Origin of the sequence: Streptomyces sp. NPDC052721 (assembly GCF_040678315.1) — a bacterium.
Classification (GTDB): Bacteria; Actinomycetota; Actinomycetes; order Streptomycetales; family Streptomycetaceae; genus Streptomyces.
The window spans coordinates 209,457-225,641 of sequence record NZ_JBFATL010000008.1; the positions used below are offsets into that span (position 1 = coordinate 209,457).

Annotated in this window: 9 protein-coding genes; 6 read left to right on the forward strand and 3 right to left on the reverse strand. The window is 72.9% G+C overall.

Translation table 11 applies throughout. The features are described 5' to 3' along the window. Positions 1-54: 54 nt before the first annotated feature. Together AB0L21_RS11395 and AB0L21_RS11400 are read right to left on the reverse strand one after the other, a co-directional pair. A complete protein-coding gene (locus AB0L21_RS11395; RefSeq protein ID WP_365783498.1) occupies positions 55-1,938 on the reverse strand; it encodes an ABC transporter ATP-binding protein in 1,884 nt (627 codons plus the stop codon). Further along, positions 1,935-3,728, reverse strand: coding sequence for an ABC transporter ATP-binding protein (locus tag AB0L21_RS11400; protein ID WP_365783500.1), 1,794 nt, complete (start codon positions 3,726-3,728; stop codon positions 1,935-1,937). Before AB0L21_RS11400 ends, AB0L21_RS11395 begins: the two co-directional genes overlap by 4 nt. A 208-nt stretch (positions 3,729-3,936) precedes the next feature. On the opposite strand from AB0L21_RS11400, the gene AB0L21_RS11405 reads away from it, so the two are divergent. The 5 genes from AB0L21_RS11405 (at position 3,937) to AB0L21_RS11425 (ending at position 12,353) form a co-directional block, all read left to right on the forward strand. Further along, positions 3,937-5,739 carry an ABC transporter ATP-binding protein gene (locus AB0L21_RS11405; RefSeq protein ID WP_365783502.1) on the forward strand — a complete coding sequence of 601 codons (1,803 nt, stop codon included), beginning with the start codon at positions 3,937-3,939 and terminating at the stop codon, positions 5,737-5,739. Further along, positions 5,726-7,489 (forward strand): ABC transporter ATP-binding protein, encoded by a 1,764-nt coding sequence (locus tag AB0L21_RS11410; protein WP_365783504.1) that lies wholly within the window; start codon positions 5,726-5,728, stop codon positions 7,487-7,489. The genes AB0L21_RS11405 and AB0L21_RS11410 overlap by 14 nt, the downstream gene beginning before the upstream one ends. Before the next feature lie 323 nt (positions 7,490-7,812). Continuing rightward, entirely contained in the window at positions 7,813-9,867 is a 2,055-nt protein-coding gene (locus tag AB0L21_RS11415) for a M4 family metallopeptidase (RefSeq protein WP_365783506.1), read from the forward strand. 252 nt (positions 9,868-10,119) lie between these two features. Continuing rightward, a complete protein-coding gene (locus AB0L21_RS11420) occupies positions 10,120-11,760 on the forward strand; it encodes a M4 family metallopeptidase (protein WP_365707849.1) in 1,641 nt (546 codons plus the stop codon). 71 nt (positions 11,761-11,831) lie between these two features. Continuing rightward, positions 11,832-12,353, forward strand: a complete 522-nt coding sequence (locus AB0L21_RS11425) for a DUF1990 domain-containing protein (RefSeq protein WP_365707851.1) — start codon at positions 11,832-11,834, stop codon at positions 12,351-12,353. Positions 12,354-12,405: 52 nt separating this feature from the next. On the opposite strand, the gene AB0L21_RS11430 is transcribed toward AB0L21_RS11425, so the two are convergent. Beyond that, a complete protein-coding gene (locus tag AB0L21_RS11430) occupies positions 12,406-15,024 on the reverse strand; it encodes a glycosyltransferase family 1 protein (RefSeq protein WP_365707853.1) in 2,619 nt (872 codons plus the stop codon). 334 nt (positions 15,025-15,358) lie between these two features. On the opposite strand from AB0L21_RS11430, the gene AB0L21_RS11435 reads away from it, so the two are divergent. Next, a partial coding sequence (locus AB0L21_RS11435) for a maltotransferase domain-containing protein (RefSeq protein ID WP_365783508.1) occupies positions 15,359-16,185 on the forward strand: 827 nt, incomplete at its 3' end.

Genomic DNA, 16,185 nt, shown 5'->3' on the forward strand with positions numbered 1-16,185 from the left:
CCGGCGCTCAGGCGCGGGCAAGCGGGTTTCGGCAGATGCTTGGACCCCGCGACGTCAGGTCAGGCTGTCCCGCCACGCCTTGTGGAGGTCCGAGAACCGGCCCGTGCCGCTGATGAGTTCGTCCGGGTGGCCGTCCTCGACGATCCGGCCGTGTTCCATCACCAGCACCCGGTCCGCGATCTCCACCGTGGAGAGCCGGTGTGCGATCACCACGGCGGTACGGCCCCGCAGCACCGTCGCCATCGCCCGCTGCACCGCCCGCTCTCCCGGGATGTCCAGCGAACTGGTCGCCTCGTCCAGGATCAGCACGGCCGGGTCGGCGAGCAACGCCCGTGCGAACGCGACCAGTTGGCGCTGGCCGGCGGAGATCCGGCCGCCGCGCTTGCGGACGTCGGTGTCGTAGCCGTCGGGCAGCGCGCTGATGAACTCGTGCGCGCCGATCGCCTTCGCGGCCCGCTCGATCTCCTCCCGGGTGGCCTCGGGCCGGCCGATCGCGATGTTGTCGGCGACCGTGCCGGAGAACAGGAACGCCTCCTGCGTCACCATGACCACGCCGCGCCGCAGTTCGGGCATCGACAGCTCGCGCAGATCCACGCCGTCCAGCAGCACGCGCCCGGCGGAGGGGTCGTAGAACCGGGCGAGCAGCTTGGCCAGGGTCGACTTGCCCGCGCCGGTGGAGCCGACGACCGCGACCGTCTGTCCGGCGGGCAGGGTCAGGTCGAAGCGTGGCAGCACCTCGCCGCCGGTGCGGTAGCCGAACCGGACCCCGTCGAAGACGACCTCGCGCCCCGGGAACTCGCTCTTCCGCGGGGGCAGTTCGCGCGGGTGCTGCGGCTCCGGCACGGACGGCGTCTGCGCCAGCAGCCCGGCGATCTTCTCCAGGGAGGCGGCGGCCGACTGGTAGGAGTTCAGGAACATGCCGAGCCGGTCGATGGGGTCGTACAGCCGGCGCAGATACAGCACGGCCGCCGCCAGCACACCCAGCTCCAGCGAGCCGGACGCCACCCGGTAGGCGCCCCAGAGCACGATCCCGGCGACCGCCGTGTTGGCCACCAGCCGGGAGCCGACCACATAGCGGGCCATCTCCAGCAGCGAGTCGCCGTTCGTGCGCTCGTGCCGCGCGTTCAGCACGGCGAACTCGGCGTCGTTCGCGGCCTCGCGGCGGAAGGCGCGCACCGGCCGGATGCCGTTCATCGTCTCCACGAACTTCACGATCACCGCCGCGATGGCCGTGGACCGCGCCCCGTACACCCGTGCCGCGCGCCGCCGGTAGAGCCGGACGAGCAGATACAGCGGCAGGAAGGACGCCACCGCGACCGCGCCGAGGCCGGCATCGAGCCAGAGCAGCGTCGCCGAGATGTAGACGAAGGACAGGATGACGGTGACCAGCTCCTGGAGCCCCTCGTCGAGGAGTTCGCGCAGCGACTCGACGTCCGTCGTGGACCGGGAGATCAGCCGGCCCGAGGTGTACCGCTCGTGGAAGTCGACGCTCAGCGCCTGCGCATGCCGGAAGATCCGCCCGCGCAGGTCCAGCAGCACGTCCTGGCTGACCCGGGCGGAGGTCTCGATGAACGCGAACTGGAGCACACCTGAGGCGAGCGCGCACAGCAGATAGCCGGCGGCGACCGCGAACAGCGGTCCGTGCCGGTCGTCCCGGAACGCCGGTACGGCGGTGTCGATGGCGTACGCCACGAGCAGCGGGCCCGCCTGCACCGCCGCCTGCTGGAGCAGCAGCAGGAGCGTGGTGAGGGTGACCCGGGCCTTCATGGGCGCGAGCAGCGAGCGCAGCAGGGCCGCCGTGGCGCCGGGCGGGCTGGGCAGGACGTCCCGGTCGAAGTGGTCGCCGGTGCCGCTCGGGTCGCCTCCGCCTCGGGGGCGGGCCGGCCCGTCGCGGTCGTCGTCGCTGACGGCGGGAGTGGAGGGGGTCGTGGTGGTCAACGGGAGTCCTCCTGTTCCCCGGACATCAGACGGGCGTACTCGGCGTTCTCGCGCAGCAGTTCCTGGTGGGTGCCGACGGCGGCGATCCGGCCGCCCGAGAGCAGGGCGACCCGGTCGGCGAGCAGCACCGTGGACGGACGGTGGGCCACGATCAGCGCGGTGGTGTCGGCGAGCACCTGGCGCAGCGCGGCCTCCACGGCGGCCTCCGTGTGCACGTCCAGCGCGGACAGCGGGTCGTCCAGCACCAGGAACTCGGGCCGGCCGACCACCGCGCGGGCCAGCGCGAGGCGCTGCCGCTGGCCGCCGGACAGACTGAGGCCCTGCTCGCCGACGCGGGTGTCGGTGCCCTGCGGCAGCGCGTGCGCGAAGTCGGCCTGGGCGATGGCGAGGGCCCGGTCGAGTTCCGGTTTCCCCGCGGCGTCCCGGGCGCCCATGAGCACGTTCTCTCCGACGCTCGCGGAGAACAGCGTGGGTTCCTCGAAGGCCACGGCGACTCTGCCGCGCAGTTCCTCGCGGGACATCGTGGCGATGTCGACGCCGTTGAGCGTGATCCGCCCGGAGGTCACCTCGTGCAGCCGTGGGACGAGCGCGGTGAGCGTCGTCTTCCCGCTGCCGGTGGCTCCGACGAGGGCCATGGACTCACCGGGGCGGATGTGCAGGTCGACGGAGGTGAGCAAGGGCGGGGAATCGGGGGGCGCGTCGGGGTAGCGGAACGACACGTTCTCGAACCGGAGTCCCGGCGCGGCGGCACGGCGCACGGCACCCCGCGAGCGCGGGCGAGCGTCCCCGTCCAGCTGATCCTCCGGCACCTCGTCCATGACCTCGAAGTACCGTTCCGTGGCGGTCGCCGCCTCCTGACTCATCGCCAGCAGGAACCCGATCGAGTCCACGGGCCACCGCAGGGCGAGCGCCGTGCTCAGGAAGGCCACCAGCGTCCCGGCGGACAGCTCCCCGTCGGCCACCCGAAGGACCCCCAGCACCAGCGCCGCCCCGATCGCCACCTCCGGCAGCGTGACGATGACACCCCAGATCGTGGCCAGCAGGCGCGCCTTGCGCAGCTCCGTCCCCCGGAGCCGGCCGGAGAGTTCCCGGAAGGCGCGCGCCTGGCTGCGGTGGCGGCCGAAGCCCTTGATGACGCGGATGCCGAGCACGCTCTCCTCGACCACCGTCGTCAGGTCGCCGACCTGGTCCTGGGCGCGCCGCGCCACCTGCGCGTACCGCCGTTCGAAGACCACGCACGTCCACATCACGGGGACGGCGGGGCCGAGGATGACCAGTCCCAGCACCCAGTCCTGGAGCAGCATGATGACCAGGCCGGCGAGGATGGTGACGCCGTTGACGAGGAGGAACGTCAGCGGGAAGGCGAGGAACATGCGCAGCAGCATCAGGTCGGTGGTGCCGCGCGAGAGCAGCTGACCGGACGCCCAGCGGTCGTGGAAGGCCACCGGCAGCCGTTGCAGATGCCGGTACAGGCCGGCGCGCATCTCCGCCTCGACGTGCGACAGCGGCCGGGCCACGAGCCAGCGCCGTATGCCGAACAGCACCGCCTCGGCGATGCCGAGCAGGAGCAGGTACAGCGCGCCGAGCCATACGCCCGCCGGGTCGCGGTCGGCGACCGGCCCGTCGACCATCCACTTCAGGACGAGCGGGATCACCAGCCCCGTACAGGAGGCGACGACCGCGACGAACGCGGCGCTGAACAGCCGGGCGCGTACGGGACGGACGTACGGCCACAGCCGGAGCAGGGTCCGTACGGCGGAACGGTCGGTGGTTTCACGTGTCGTGGCCATCAACCGCGAGCGTACGGACCACCACTGACAACGCCCACCGAGTTTCGGCCCGGTCCCGCTCCGGCTCTGGTCGTGGGGCCCGCCTGAGCAGGGGCCGGCGACGTGGGTTCCCTGTCACCCGGTCGGGTCGCCGTGTTCCGCCGGACGGGGCGCCTCGGGGAAAATGGCCGGGCGCGCCGAGGGGGCGGCCGGGCGGATCGGGGGATGGATGATCGACGCGTACGAGGATCCGGGCACGCCCGACACCCGTGGCGGCTGGTGGTTTCTGTGGTGGCTGGTGCGGTGCCAGCGGGGACGCTCGGCGGCCGGGGCGCTGCTGGGCAGTACGTGGATGGTGCTGCTGGCCGCACAGCCGTACCTGATGGCGCGGGCCGTGGACGACGGGCTGCTGCCGGGGCGGCTCGGGGTGCTCGCCGGCTGGGCCGGGCTGATGTTCGTCGTCGGGTCGCTGAACGCCTGGGTGAGCATCCTGCGGCACCGGGTGATGACGCGGGTCCGGATGGACGCCAACTTCCGCACGGTCAAGGTGGTCGTGGGGCATGTGGTGCGGCTGGGGGCCGCGCTGCCGCGCCGGGCCGGGGCCGGGGAGGTCGTCACCATCGGGGTCGGGGACGTACAGACCCTGGCGCAGGCGCTGACCGTGGTCGGGCCGGGGGTCGGCTCGATCGTCGTCTACGGGGTGGTGGCCGGGCTGCTGCTGGCGATCTCCGCGCCGCTGGCCGCGGTGGTGCTGCTCGGGGTGCCGGTGATCGCGCTGCTCACCGGGCCGCCGGCGCTGAGGCTGCAGAGCGCGGAGAGCCAGTACCGCGAGTTGCAGGGGGTGCTCACCGCGCGCATCGGCGACCTCGCGGGCGGGCTGCGCGTCCTCAACGGGCTGGGCGGCAAGGGACTGTTCGCGGACGCCTTCCGAGACGACTCGCGGCGACTGCGGGCGCAGGGGTACCGGGTGGGCGCGGTGGCCAGCTGGGTGCAGGCGCTCGGGGTGGGCCTGCCGACCCTGTTCCTCGCCGTGGTGACCTGGCAGGCGGCCCGGCTCACCGCTCAGGGTTCCCTGACGGTGGGCGAGTTGGTCTCGGTCTACGGCTATGTGGCGGTGCTCATCGGGCCGGTCGCCTTCTTCGTGCGGATGGCCTACGACCTCAACCGGGGCGTGGTGGCCGCGCGCCGGGCGGTACGGCTGCTGCGGCTGGAACCGGAACCGGACACCGGCACCCTGCCGGCGCCCTCCGGACCGGCCGAGCTGCACGACCCGGCGTCCGGGGTGCGGGTGGAGCCGGGCCGGCTGACCGCGCTGGCCGCCGCCCGGCCCGCCGAGGCCGCCGCCGTGGTCGACCGGCTCGGCCGGTACGGGCCGACCGACGCCACCTGGGGCGGGGTACGGCTCGACGCGATCCCGCTGGCGGACGTACGGCGGCGCGTCCTGGTCGCGGACAACGAGGCGGACCTGTTCGCCGGGCCGCTCCGGGAGGTACTGGCCGCGGCGCGCCCGGCCGACGAGGCGGCACTGCGCCGGGCGGTGTACGCGGCGGCGGCCGAGGACGTGGTCCGGGGCCTGCCGGACGGCCTGGACTCGGCGGTGGCCGGGCAGGGCCGCAGCCTCTCCGGCGGTCAGCGGCAACGCGTGCGCCTCGCCCGGGCGCTGCTGGCCGACCCCGAGGTGCTGCTCGCCGTGGAACCGGCCTCGGCCCTGGACGCCCATACGGAGGCAACGGTCGCCGACCGGCTCCGGGCGGCACGGGAGGGCCGCACCACGCTGGTGACGACGACGTCCCCGCTGGTCCTGGCCCGAGCGGACACGGTCGTGTTCCTGGCCGACGGCAAGGTCGCGGCGACCGGCCCGCACCCGCGGCTGCTGGCGGAGGAACCGGCGTACCGGGCGCTGGTCGCACGGGACGGCGGGGAGACGGCGGACGCGACGGGCACGACGGGCACGACGGGCACGACGGGCGCGACGGACATGACGGGCGCGACGACCCCACCCGCGAAGGAGCCCCGCGATGACCTCCGGTGATGCCCTGCTGCCCGTCGCCGGCCGGGCTGCCGTGCGGCGGGCCACGGTGCGGCTGGTGTCGGCCGACCGGTGGGCGTTCGCCGGGGCACTGGGGCTGAACGCGCTGGCCGCGGCGGCGGGGCTGGCCGGGCCCTGGCTGGTGGGCCGGATCGTCGACGCGGTGCGGGACGGGCACGGGGCCGGCACGGTGGACCGGCTGGCGTCCTGGATCGTGGTGTGCGCGCTGGCGCAGACCCTGCTGGCCCGCTGGGCGCGGTACGTCGGGTACCGGTTCGGGGAGCGCACGCTGGCCCGGGTCCGCGAGGAGTACGTCGAGCGGGTCCTGGCGCTGCCCGCGTCCGTGGTCGAGCGGGCCGGTACCGGCGATCTGACCGCGCGGGGCACGGCGGACGTGGCGACCGTCGGCACGACACTGCGGGACGTCGGCCCGGAGCTGCTGGTCGACACCGTGCAGGCGGTCTTCGTCCTGGGCGCGGTGTTCGCGCTCGACCCCCTGCTGGGGGCGTTCGGCCTGTTCGGTCTCACCCCGATCTGGCTGGCGCTGCGCTGGTACCTGCGGCGTGCCCGGGACGGCTATCTCGCCGAGGGGGCGGCGACCTCGCAGGTCGCGGAGATCGTCGCGGCGACGGCGGCCGGCGCGCGCACCGTGGAGGCGTTCGGGCTGCGGGAACGGCGGACCGCGGCGAGCCGGGACGCGCTGGAGGCGGCCCGCCGCACCCGCCTGTACACCCTGCGCCTGCGGTCGGTGTTCTTCCCGGCGGTCGAGGTGACGTACACCGTCCCCGTGGTCGGCGTGCTGCTGCTCGGCGGCTGGCTGCACGCCCGGGGGACGGTCGGGGTGGGCGCGGTGGTGGCGGCGGCGCTGTACCTGCGGCAGTTCACGGAGCCGCTGGACCAGATCCTGATACGGGTGGAGCAACTCCAGAGCAGCGGCGCCTCGTTCGCGCGCGTGGAGGGGCTGGCGCAGGCGCCCCGGGGCGAGAGCGAGGGCGCGTCCGCGGTGCCGGCGGACGACCGGATCGAGGTGCGCGGGGTGCGGTACGCGTACGAGCGCGGCGGCGAGGTGCTGGGCGGGGTGGACCTGACGGTGCGGCCCGGGGAGCGGCTCGCCGTGGTGGGGCCGTCGGGCGCCGGGAAGACGACCCTGAGCCGGCTGCTCGCGGGCATCGACCGGCCCGGTTCCGGCACGGTGACGGTGGGCGGGGTGCCGGTGGCCGAGCTGGCGCCGGAGCTGCTGCGCCGGCAGGTGGTGCTGGTCACCCAGGAGCACCATGTCTTCCTGGGGACGGTGCGGGACAACCTGCGCATCGCCGAACCCACCGCCGACGACGCCGCGTTGTGGTCGGCGCTCGCGGCCGTCGGCGCCGGCGACTGGGTGCGCGGTCTGCCGGACGGGCTGGACACCCGGCTGGGCGAGGGCGGCCGGCCGACGGACGGTTCGCAGGCCCAGCAGCTCGCCCTCGCGCGCGTGGTCCTGGCGGATCCGCACACGCTGATCCTGGACGAGGCGACGGCCCTGCTGGATCCGGCCACGGCCCGGCACACCGAGCGCGCCCTCGCCGCGGTGCTTCAGGGCCGTACGGTCATCGCCGTCGCCCACCGCCTGCACACGGCGCACGACGCGGACCGGGTGGCGGTCATGGAGGGCGGCCGGCTGACCGAACTGGGCACGCACGAGGAGCTGGTGGCGGCGGGCGGGGCATACGCGGCGTTGTGGCGGACCTGGCACGGGCGGGCCCCCGAACGGTGATCCGCCACCGCCTGATCCGAGCGGTGATCCGCCACCGCCCCGAGCGGCGATCCACCTACCCGACAGTCCGGATACCGAACACGAACACCCGGTCAACGAACCATTTCCGGCCAAATTGGTGACGCGGTCCTGACAAGTGGCGAGATCTCCTGCCACTCTTCCCTGGCCGACTCACAGCAACCCCACAGTTTCTGCGCGTCTGTGTGAGCCGGCTCCGCACCTGCACGTGGCTTTCGCGTAACGCCCTGTTCTGCCCGGACGCCCCAACCCACCGTCCGGTCTCCCCGGCCGCGCGACCCGCGGTCACGCAGAAGGAGTCAGTGTTGAGAAGCAATTCCTCTCGCGGACGCACCTCCCACACCCCGCACCGCCCCACCGCGCACCGCCGCACCGTCACCGTCGCCCTCGCCGGTGTCGCCGCCCTGATCGCCGCCGCCGTCCAGTCCGGCGCGGCCACCGCCGCCCCGGCGACGCCGCAGGCCGGCAAGGCCGACCCGGCCCACGCGGCGGTCAGGCTCACGCCCGCGCAGCGCGCCGAGCTGATACGCCACGCCGACGCCGGCACCGCCGCCACCGCCCGGCAGATCGGCCTGGGCTCCGAGGAGAAGCTGGTCGTCAAGGACGTCGTCAAGGACGCCGACGGCACCCTGCACACCCGCTACGAGCGCACGTACGGGGGCCTGCCGGTGCTCGGCGGCGACCTGGTGGTGACCACCGCCAGGTCCGGCAAGACCATGGACGTGATCCGGGCCACCAACGCCACGCTGAAGGTCGCCGGTCTCACCCCGGCCGTGTCGAAGGCCACCGCCGAGAAGCAGGCCGTCCAGCGGGCGAAGGCGCTCGGCGGGACGAAGCCGGCCGCGGACAGCGTCCGCAAGGTGATCTGGGCGGCGAGCGGAAAGCCCGTGCTGGCGTACGAGACGGTCGTCGGCGGCCTCCAGGACGACGGCACCCCGAACCAGCTGCACGTCATCACCGACGCGGCCACCGGCAAGAAGCTCCACGAGTACCAGGGCGTCAAGATCGGCGTCGGCAACACCCAGTACAGCGGGCAGGTCACCCTGACCACGACCCAGTCGGGCTCGGCGTACACGCTCACCGACGGGGCGCGCGGGGGCCACAAGACGTACAACCTGAACCGGGGCACCTCCGGCACCGGCACCCTGTTCTCGCAGACCAGCGACACCTGGGGCAACGGGACCACGTCGAACGCGGCCACCGCGGGCGCGGACGCCCACTACGGCGCGGCCCTCACCTGGGACTACTACAAGAGCACGTTCGGCCGCACCGGGATCAAGAACGACGGCGTCGGCGCCTACTCCCGCGTGCACTACGGCAACGCGTACGTGAACGCGTTCTGGGACGACAGCTGCTTCTGCATGACGTACGGCGACGGCTCCGGCAACGCCAAGCCGCTGACCTCGATCGACGTGGCCGGCCACGAGATGAGCCACGGCGTCACCTCCGCCACCGCGAACCTCAACTACAGCGGCGAGTCCGGCGGCCTGAACGAGGCCACCAGCGACATCATGGCCGCCGGGGTGGAGTTCTACGCGAACAACGCCACCGACCCCGGCGACTACCTGGTCGGCGAGAAGATCGACATCAACGGCAACGGCACCCCGCTGCGCTACATGGACAAGCCCAGCAAGGACGGCGCGTCCAAGGACAGCTGGTACTCGGGCATCGGCGGGATCGACGTGCACTACTCCTCCGGACCCGCGAACCACTTCTTCTACCTGCTCAGCGAGGGCAGCGGCGCCAAGGTGATCAACGGCGTCAGCTACAACTCGCCGACGGCGGACGGCCTTGCCGTCACCGGCATCGGCCGGGACAAGGCGCTGCAGATCTGGTACCGGGCGCTGACGACCAAGTGGACGTCCACGACCAACTACGCGGGCGCCCGCACCGGCACGCTCGCGGCGGCCGGCGAGCTGTACGGCACCACCAGCGCCGAGTACAAGGCGGTGCAGGACGCCTGGGCGGGCGTCGGGGTCGGCTCGCGCTCCGGCGGCGGGGGCGGCGGCGGTACGTCGTACGAGAGCACCACGCCGGTGTCGGTGCCGGACAACGGCGCCGCCGTCACGTCGAGCATCACCGTCTCCGGCCGCAGCGGGAACGCGCCGGGCAACCTCCAGGTGAGCGTCGACATCACCCACACCTGGCGCGGTGACCTGGTGATCGACCTCGTCGGCCCGTCCGGCACCGCCTACCGGCTGAAGAACTTCAGCTCCTCGGACTCCGCCGACGACGTGAACGAGACGTACACGGTCAACGCCTCGGCCGAACCGGCCAACGGCACCTGGAAGTTGCGGGTGCAGGATCAGGCCACCTACGACACCGGAACGCTCAACGGCTGGAAGCTGACCTTCCCGTAAACCGCACGCCACGGGCCCGGGATCACGGCGCTGTCCGGGGGTCGAGCACCCTCGGACAGCACCCGGTTCACACGCCCGAAACGTTTCTCGGACAGTTGACTTTCGGCCAACATCACGTCAAGGGCCTGACATGTACGCGCCCTTGATGTCACTCTCTCTCCACCCGCCGCAGCAGCACAGCAACTTCACAACGCCACACACTCCGGCCAGTAACCCCACGCTGCCCGGACTCCCCCACGAGAAGGAGCTTCTGTGAGCCCCCTCTACGCGCGTCACAAGCGCACCACTCTGGCCATCGCCACCGCTGTCGCCGCCGGAGCCCTGCTCGCCACCGGTGTCACCACCAGTGCCACCGCCCAGCCCACGGCGGGGCCCCTCGCCGCCGCCCCGACCGCGCTGTCCGCCGCTGCGCGCACCACCCTGATCCAGCAGGCCCAGGCCGACGCGGCCGGGACCGCCCGGCAGATAGGCCTCGGCGCCCAGGAGAAGCTGGTCGTCAAGGACGTCGTCAAGGACGTCGACGGCACCGTCCACACCCGCTACGAGCGCACCTACGCGGGCCTGCCCGTGCTCGGCGGCGACCTGATCGTCCACACGGCCAAGTCCGGCAAGACCCAGGGCGTCACCAAGGCGGCCAAGTCGGCCATCAAGGTGGCCTCGCTCAAGCCGCAGATCACCGCCGCCAAGGCCGAGAAGCAGGCGGTGTCCGCCGCCAGGACGCTGGGCTCCGCCAAGACCACCGCGGACGGCGCCCGCAAGGTGATCTGGGCCGGCTCCGGCAAGCCCGTCCTCGCCTACGAGACGGTCGTCGGCGGCCTCCAGGACGACGGCACCCCGAACCAGCTGCACGTCATCACCGACGCGGCCACCGGCAAGAAGCTCTACGAGTACCAGGGCATCGAGACCGGCACCGGCAAGAGCCTGTACTCCGGCACGGTCACCCTCAACACGACCCTGTCCGGCTCGACGTACCAGCTGTACGACACCACGCGCGGCGGCCACAAGACGTACAACCTCGCGCACAAGACCTCCGGCACCGGCACGCTGTTCACCGACGCGGACGACGTGTGGGGAACCGGCACCGCCTCCAGCTCGTCCACGGACCAGACGGCCGCCGCCGACGCCGCCTACGGCGCGCAGGCGACGTGGGACTTCTACAAGTCCACCTTCGGCCGCAGCGGCATCAAGAACGACGGCAAGGCCGCCTACTCCCGCGTGCACTACGGCAACGCCTACGTGAACGCGTTCTGGGACGACAGCTGCTTCTGCATGACCTACGGCGACGGCAGCGGCAACACCCACCCGCTGACCTCGCTCGACGTCGCCGGGCACGAGATGAGCCACGGCGTCACCTCCAACACCGCCGGCCTGAACTACAGCGGGGAGTCCGGCGGCCTGAACGAGGCCACCAGCGACATCTTCGGCACGGGCGTGGAGTTCTACGCCAACAACTCGTCCGACGTCGGCGACTACCTCATCGGCGAGAAGATCAACATCAACGGCGACGGCACCCCGCTGCGCTACATGGACAAGCCCAGCAAGGACGGCGGCTCGGCCGACTACTGGTCCTCCTCCGTCGGCAGCAAGGACGTGCACTACTCGTCCGGCGTCGCGAACCACTTCTTCTACCTCCTGGCGGAGGGCAGCGGTTCGAAGACGATCAACGGCGTGACCTACAACTCGCCGACCTACAACGGCGCCGCGGTCACCGGCATCGGCCGCGCCAAGGCGCTGCAGATCTGGTACAAGGCGCTGACCACGTACATGACGTCGACGACCAACTACAAGGCCGCCCGCACGGCGACCCTGAACGCGGCGTCCGCGCTGTACGGCTCCACCAGCACCGAGTACAGGGCGGTCGCGGCGGCCTGGACGGCGGTCAACGTCAGCTAGTCCGCGCCGGCTCGTGAGGGGGCGGCACCCGGGAAGCGGTCCTTCCGGGTGCCGCCCTACCCTTGTGACCCATGTCCTCGGCGCCCTTCACCTATGAGCCGGTCGGCGCGACCCGCGACGATCTCACCTTCTGCCCGCCCGGCTTCCACCCCATGCTGGTCCGCACCCGTCTCGGCGAGGGCCAGGAGGTGTTCCAGCGAGCCGCCGAGGCGGTCCTGACCTGGGAGATGCACCGCGCGCTGGGCGTCGGCATCGACGCCACCGCCGACCGCGCCGCCCCCGGCGTCGACGTCACCGTCACCCTGGCCGGCGTCATCAAGGCCCCCTGCCGCATCATCTGGACGGCCGAGGAGCCCCGGCGGGCCGGCTGGGCCTACGGCACCCTCGAAGGCCACCCCGAGTGCGGCGAGGAGGCCTTCGTGGTCGACCGCACCGGCGACGGCACGGTCTGGCTGACGGTGGCGGCCTTCAGCAGGCCGGCCAAGTGGTACGCCCGCGCGGGCGGCCCGGCGACCCGGGGACTGCAGCACGCGTACGCGCGACGGTGCGGGGCGGTACTGCGGAGGCTGTGCGGGGGCCTCTCCAGAGACTGACCGAGCCACAGCTCACCGCCGCCGGGCCGTCCGCTGGCCCCGCCGGTCAGGTTCACCGCAACACCATCCCCGCCCCCTCCACCACCTCCTGCGACGGCACCGTCAGGAGGCCCAGTTCTGCGGCGGAGGACAGGAGGGGGTGGGTGGGGAGGATGCGGACCGTGTAGCCGTAGGGGCCGGTGCGGTCCAGGGAGAGGGGGCCCTCGTACAGCAGGCGGCCCTCCAGGTCGGGGGTGCCGGCCGGCTTCAGGGGGACCACCGTGGCGTCCGTGATGCGGTCCTCCGCGTCCACCCGCCCGGACACCGCCTGCACCTCCACGTCGTCCGGGCTCAGTTCGCCGAGGCCGACCCGGACCCGCAGGCCCACGGTGCCGCCCAGTTCCGCCGTGGCCGTCGTCGCCGTCGTCTCGACGTGGTCGACGCTCACGCCCGGCCAGGCGGCCCGCACCCGGGCCTTCCACTCGGCGAGGTCCCGGGCGGTGTCCGGGGTCAGCGCGCGGTGCGCCCGGGCGGCGGGGGCGTAGAGCCGGTCGACGTACTCCCGGACCATGCGGCCGGCCAGCACCTTGGGGCCGAGCAGGGAGAGGGTCTGGCGGACCATCTCGATCCAGCGGTCGGGCAGCCCGCCGCGCCCACGCTCGTAGAAGCGGGGGGTGATCCGCTGCTCCAGCAGGTCGTACAGGGCGGCCGCCTCGATGTCGTCCCGCCGGTCGGGGTCGGTGCCGGCGCCGTCCGCGGTCGGGATCGCCCAGCCGAAGTCCGGCTGGAACCACTCGTCCCACCAGCCGTCCAGCACCGAGAGGTTGAGGCAGCCGTTCAGCGCCGCCTTCATGCCGGAGGTGCCGCAGGCCTCCAGGGGGCGCAGCGGGTTGTTCAGCCAGACGTCACAGCCCGGGTAGAGCTTCTGCGCCATCGCCATGCCGTAGTCGGGGAGGAAGACGATCCGGTGGCGGACCCGCGGGTCGTCGGTGAAGCGGACCAGCTCCTGCACCAGGCGCTTGCCTCCGTCGTCCGCCGGGTGTGCCTTGCCCGCGACCACGATCTGGACGGGGCGCTGCGGGTGCAGCAGCAGCTCCATCAGGCGGTCGCGGTCGCGGAGCATCAACGTCAGGCGTTTGTACGACGGGACGCGTCGCGCGAAGCCGATCGTCAGGACGTCCGGGTCCAGCACCCCGTCGATCCACCCCAGCTCCGCGTCCGCTGCCCCGCGTTGCCGCCAGGAGGCCCGCAGCCGCTCCCGTACCTCCAGCACCAGCTGCTCGCGCAGGGTGCGGCGCAGCTCCCAGATCTCCTGGTCGGGGATGTCCGCGACCGCGTCCCAGCGCTCGGAGCGGCCGACGCTCAGCGCGTCCTCGGCCCGCTGGGCGCCGATCTGCCGGACGCCGAGCCGCAGCACCTCCGGCGCCACCCAGGTCGGCGCGTGCACCCCGTTGGTCACGGAGGTGATCGGCACCTCCTCGGCGTCGAATCCCGGCCACAGCCCGGCGAACATGTTCCGGCTGACCTGCCCGTGCAGCAGCGACACCCCGTTGGCCCGCTGGGCCAGCCGCAGCCCCATCACCGCCATGTTGAACAGATTCGGCTCGCCGCCCGGGTAGGTCTCCATGCCCAGTGCCAGGACGCGCTGCACGTCGATGCCGGGCAGTTCGGCGTCCGGGCCGAAGTGCCGGCCCACCAGCTCCCGGTCGAAGCGGTCGATGCCGGCCGGGACCGGGGTGTGCGTGGTGAACACCGTGCCGCCCCGCACGGCTTCCAGCGCCGAGTCGAAGTCCAGCCCGTCGGCGCACAGTTCGGCGATCCGCTCCAGGCCGAGGAAGCCCGCGTGTCCCTCGTTGGTGTGGAACACCTCCGGCTCCGGGTGCCCGGTGAGCCGGCAGTACGTCCGTACGGCCCGCACGCCTCCTATGCCGAGCAGCATCTCCTGGAGCAGCCGGTGCTCGCTGCCGCCGCCGTAGAGCCGGTCGGTCACCCCGCGTTCGCCGAAGTCGTTCTCCTCCACGTCCGAGTCGAGCAGCAGCAGCGGGACCCGGCCCACCTGGGCCAGCCAGATCCGGGCGCGCAGCGCCTTGCCGCCGGGCAGTGCGAGGGAGACCTGCGCCGGGGTGCCGTCGGCCTCCTTCAGCTGGGTGAGCGGCAGTTCGTTGGGGTCGAGCACCGGGTAGTGCTCCTGCTGCCAGCCGTCCCGGGAGAGGGTCTGCCGGAAGTACCCGTGCCGGTACAGCAGCCCCACCCCGATCAGCGGCACCCCGAGGTCGCTGGCCGCCTTCAGATGGTCGCCGGCGAGGATGCCGAGGCCGCCGGAGTACTGCGGGAGCGCGGCCGTGATGCCGAACTCGGGCGAGAAGTAGGCGACGGCGGCGGGCAGACCGTCGGCCTGTTCCTGGTACCAGCGGTCGCCGGTCACATAGTCGTCGAGGTCGTCGGCGGCGGCGGTGAGGCGGCGCAGGAACCGCCGGTCCCCGGCCAGCTCGGCCAGCCTGGCCGGGGGGACGCTGCCGAGCAGCCGCACCGGGTCGCCGCCGGCGCCGGCCCAGCCCTCGGGGCAGACGGACTGGAACAGGTCGCGCGTTTCGGCGTGCCAGGACCAGCGCAGGTTGCGCGCCAGGTCGCTCAGGGGCCGCAGGGGGTCGGGGAGAACGGGACGGACGGTGAACCGACGGATCGCCTTCACATGCCACCTCGACGCGTCGCGGGATGAGACGCACGGCGTTGTACGTCTCGTCGTCTTCTTCGACGGTAGTGGTTACCGCGCGGTCGGTGGGGACGTACCCGTCGGGGGTGTCGGAGGGGGCGTCAAGACCCGGTCACCGGGCACTCGGGAAAAAGGGGCCGGTCTTGTGGGTGGACGTACGCGTGAGTAGTTAACAAAGTGCCGGATTGCCCACCCGAACCGGGTGGGAAGGCTCCTGCGGTACGCACCCCACAGGAGCACCACAGCACCTCCGCAGGACCCACCTCCCCATATCCATCCGCCCATACCCTCGTTGAAGCGGACAGGAGCGGTCATGCCCGCCACGCACCACTCGTCAGCACCCCCGACAAGCAGCGAAGCCAAGGCAGCAGGAAAGAAGACGACGGGCAGGAAAGGCGTGACGCCGGCCGGCGCGGCCGGTCCGTCCGCCGCCGCCGCCGCCGGGGAACGGTCCTCCCCGGACGCGGCCACCACCGTGGGCCGTATCCCCGTCCTCGACGTACGTCCCGTGGTCCAGCGCGGTCGCCGGCCGGCCAAGGCGGTGACCGGGGAGTCCTTCGAGGTGTCGGCCACCGTGTTCCGGGAGGGCCACGACGCCGTCGCGGCGAACGTGGTGCTGCGGGACCCGGCGGGCCGGCCGGGTCCCTGGACGCCGATGCGGGAACTCGCCCCGGGCACCGACCGCTGGGGCGCCACCGTCACCGCGGGCGAACCCGGCCACTGGACCTACACGGTGGAGGCCTGGTCGGACCCGGTCGCCACCTGGCGGCACCACGCCCGGATCAAGATCCCGGCGGGCATCGACACCGATCTGGTCCTGACCGAGGGCGCGCTGTTGTACGAGCGTGCGGCCGGCGGGGTCCCGGAGGACCGGCGGCAGGTCGTCCTGGACGCGGTGGCGGCCCTGCGGGACGAGAACCGCCCGGCGGCCTGGCGCCTGGCGGCGGCCCTGGCGCCGGAGGTGGAGTCGGTCCTGGCCCGGTATCCGCTGCGGGAGTTGGTCACCGCGTCGGATCCGATGCCGTTGCTGGTGGAGCGTGAACGTGCCCTGTACGGCTCGTGGTACGAGTTCTTCCCCCGCTCGGAGGGCACCGCCGAGGAGCCGCACGGTACGTTCCGCACGGCCGCGCGCCGGCTGAA

Excerpts from the sequence above, each read along its gene's own strand:
- AB0L21_RS11410 (WP_365783504.1), top strand. The coding sequence starts at position 5,726 with ATGACCTCCGGTGATGCCCTGCTGCCCGTCGCCGGCCGGGCTGCCGTG.
- AB0L21_RS11425 (WP_365707851.1), top strand. The coding sequence starts at position 11,832 with ATGTCCTCGGCGCCCTTCACCTATGAGCCGGTCGGCGCGACCCGCGAC.
- AB0L21_RS11400 (WP_365783500.1), bottom strand. The coding sequence starts at position 3,728 with ATGGCCACGACACGTGAAACCACCGACCGTTCCGCCGTACGGACCCTG.
- AB0L21_RS11405 (WP_365783502.1), top strand. The coding sequence starts at position 3,937 with ATGATCGACGCGTACGAGGATCCGGGCACGCCCGACACCCGTGGCGGC.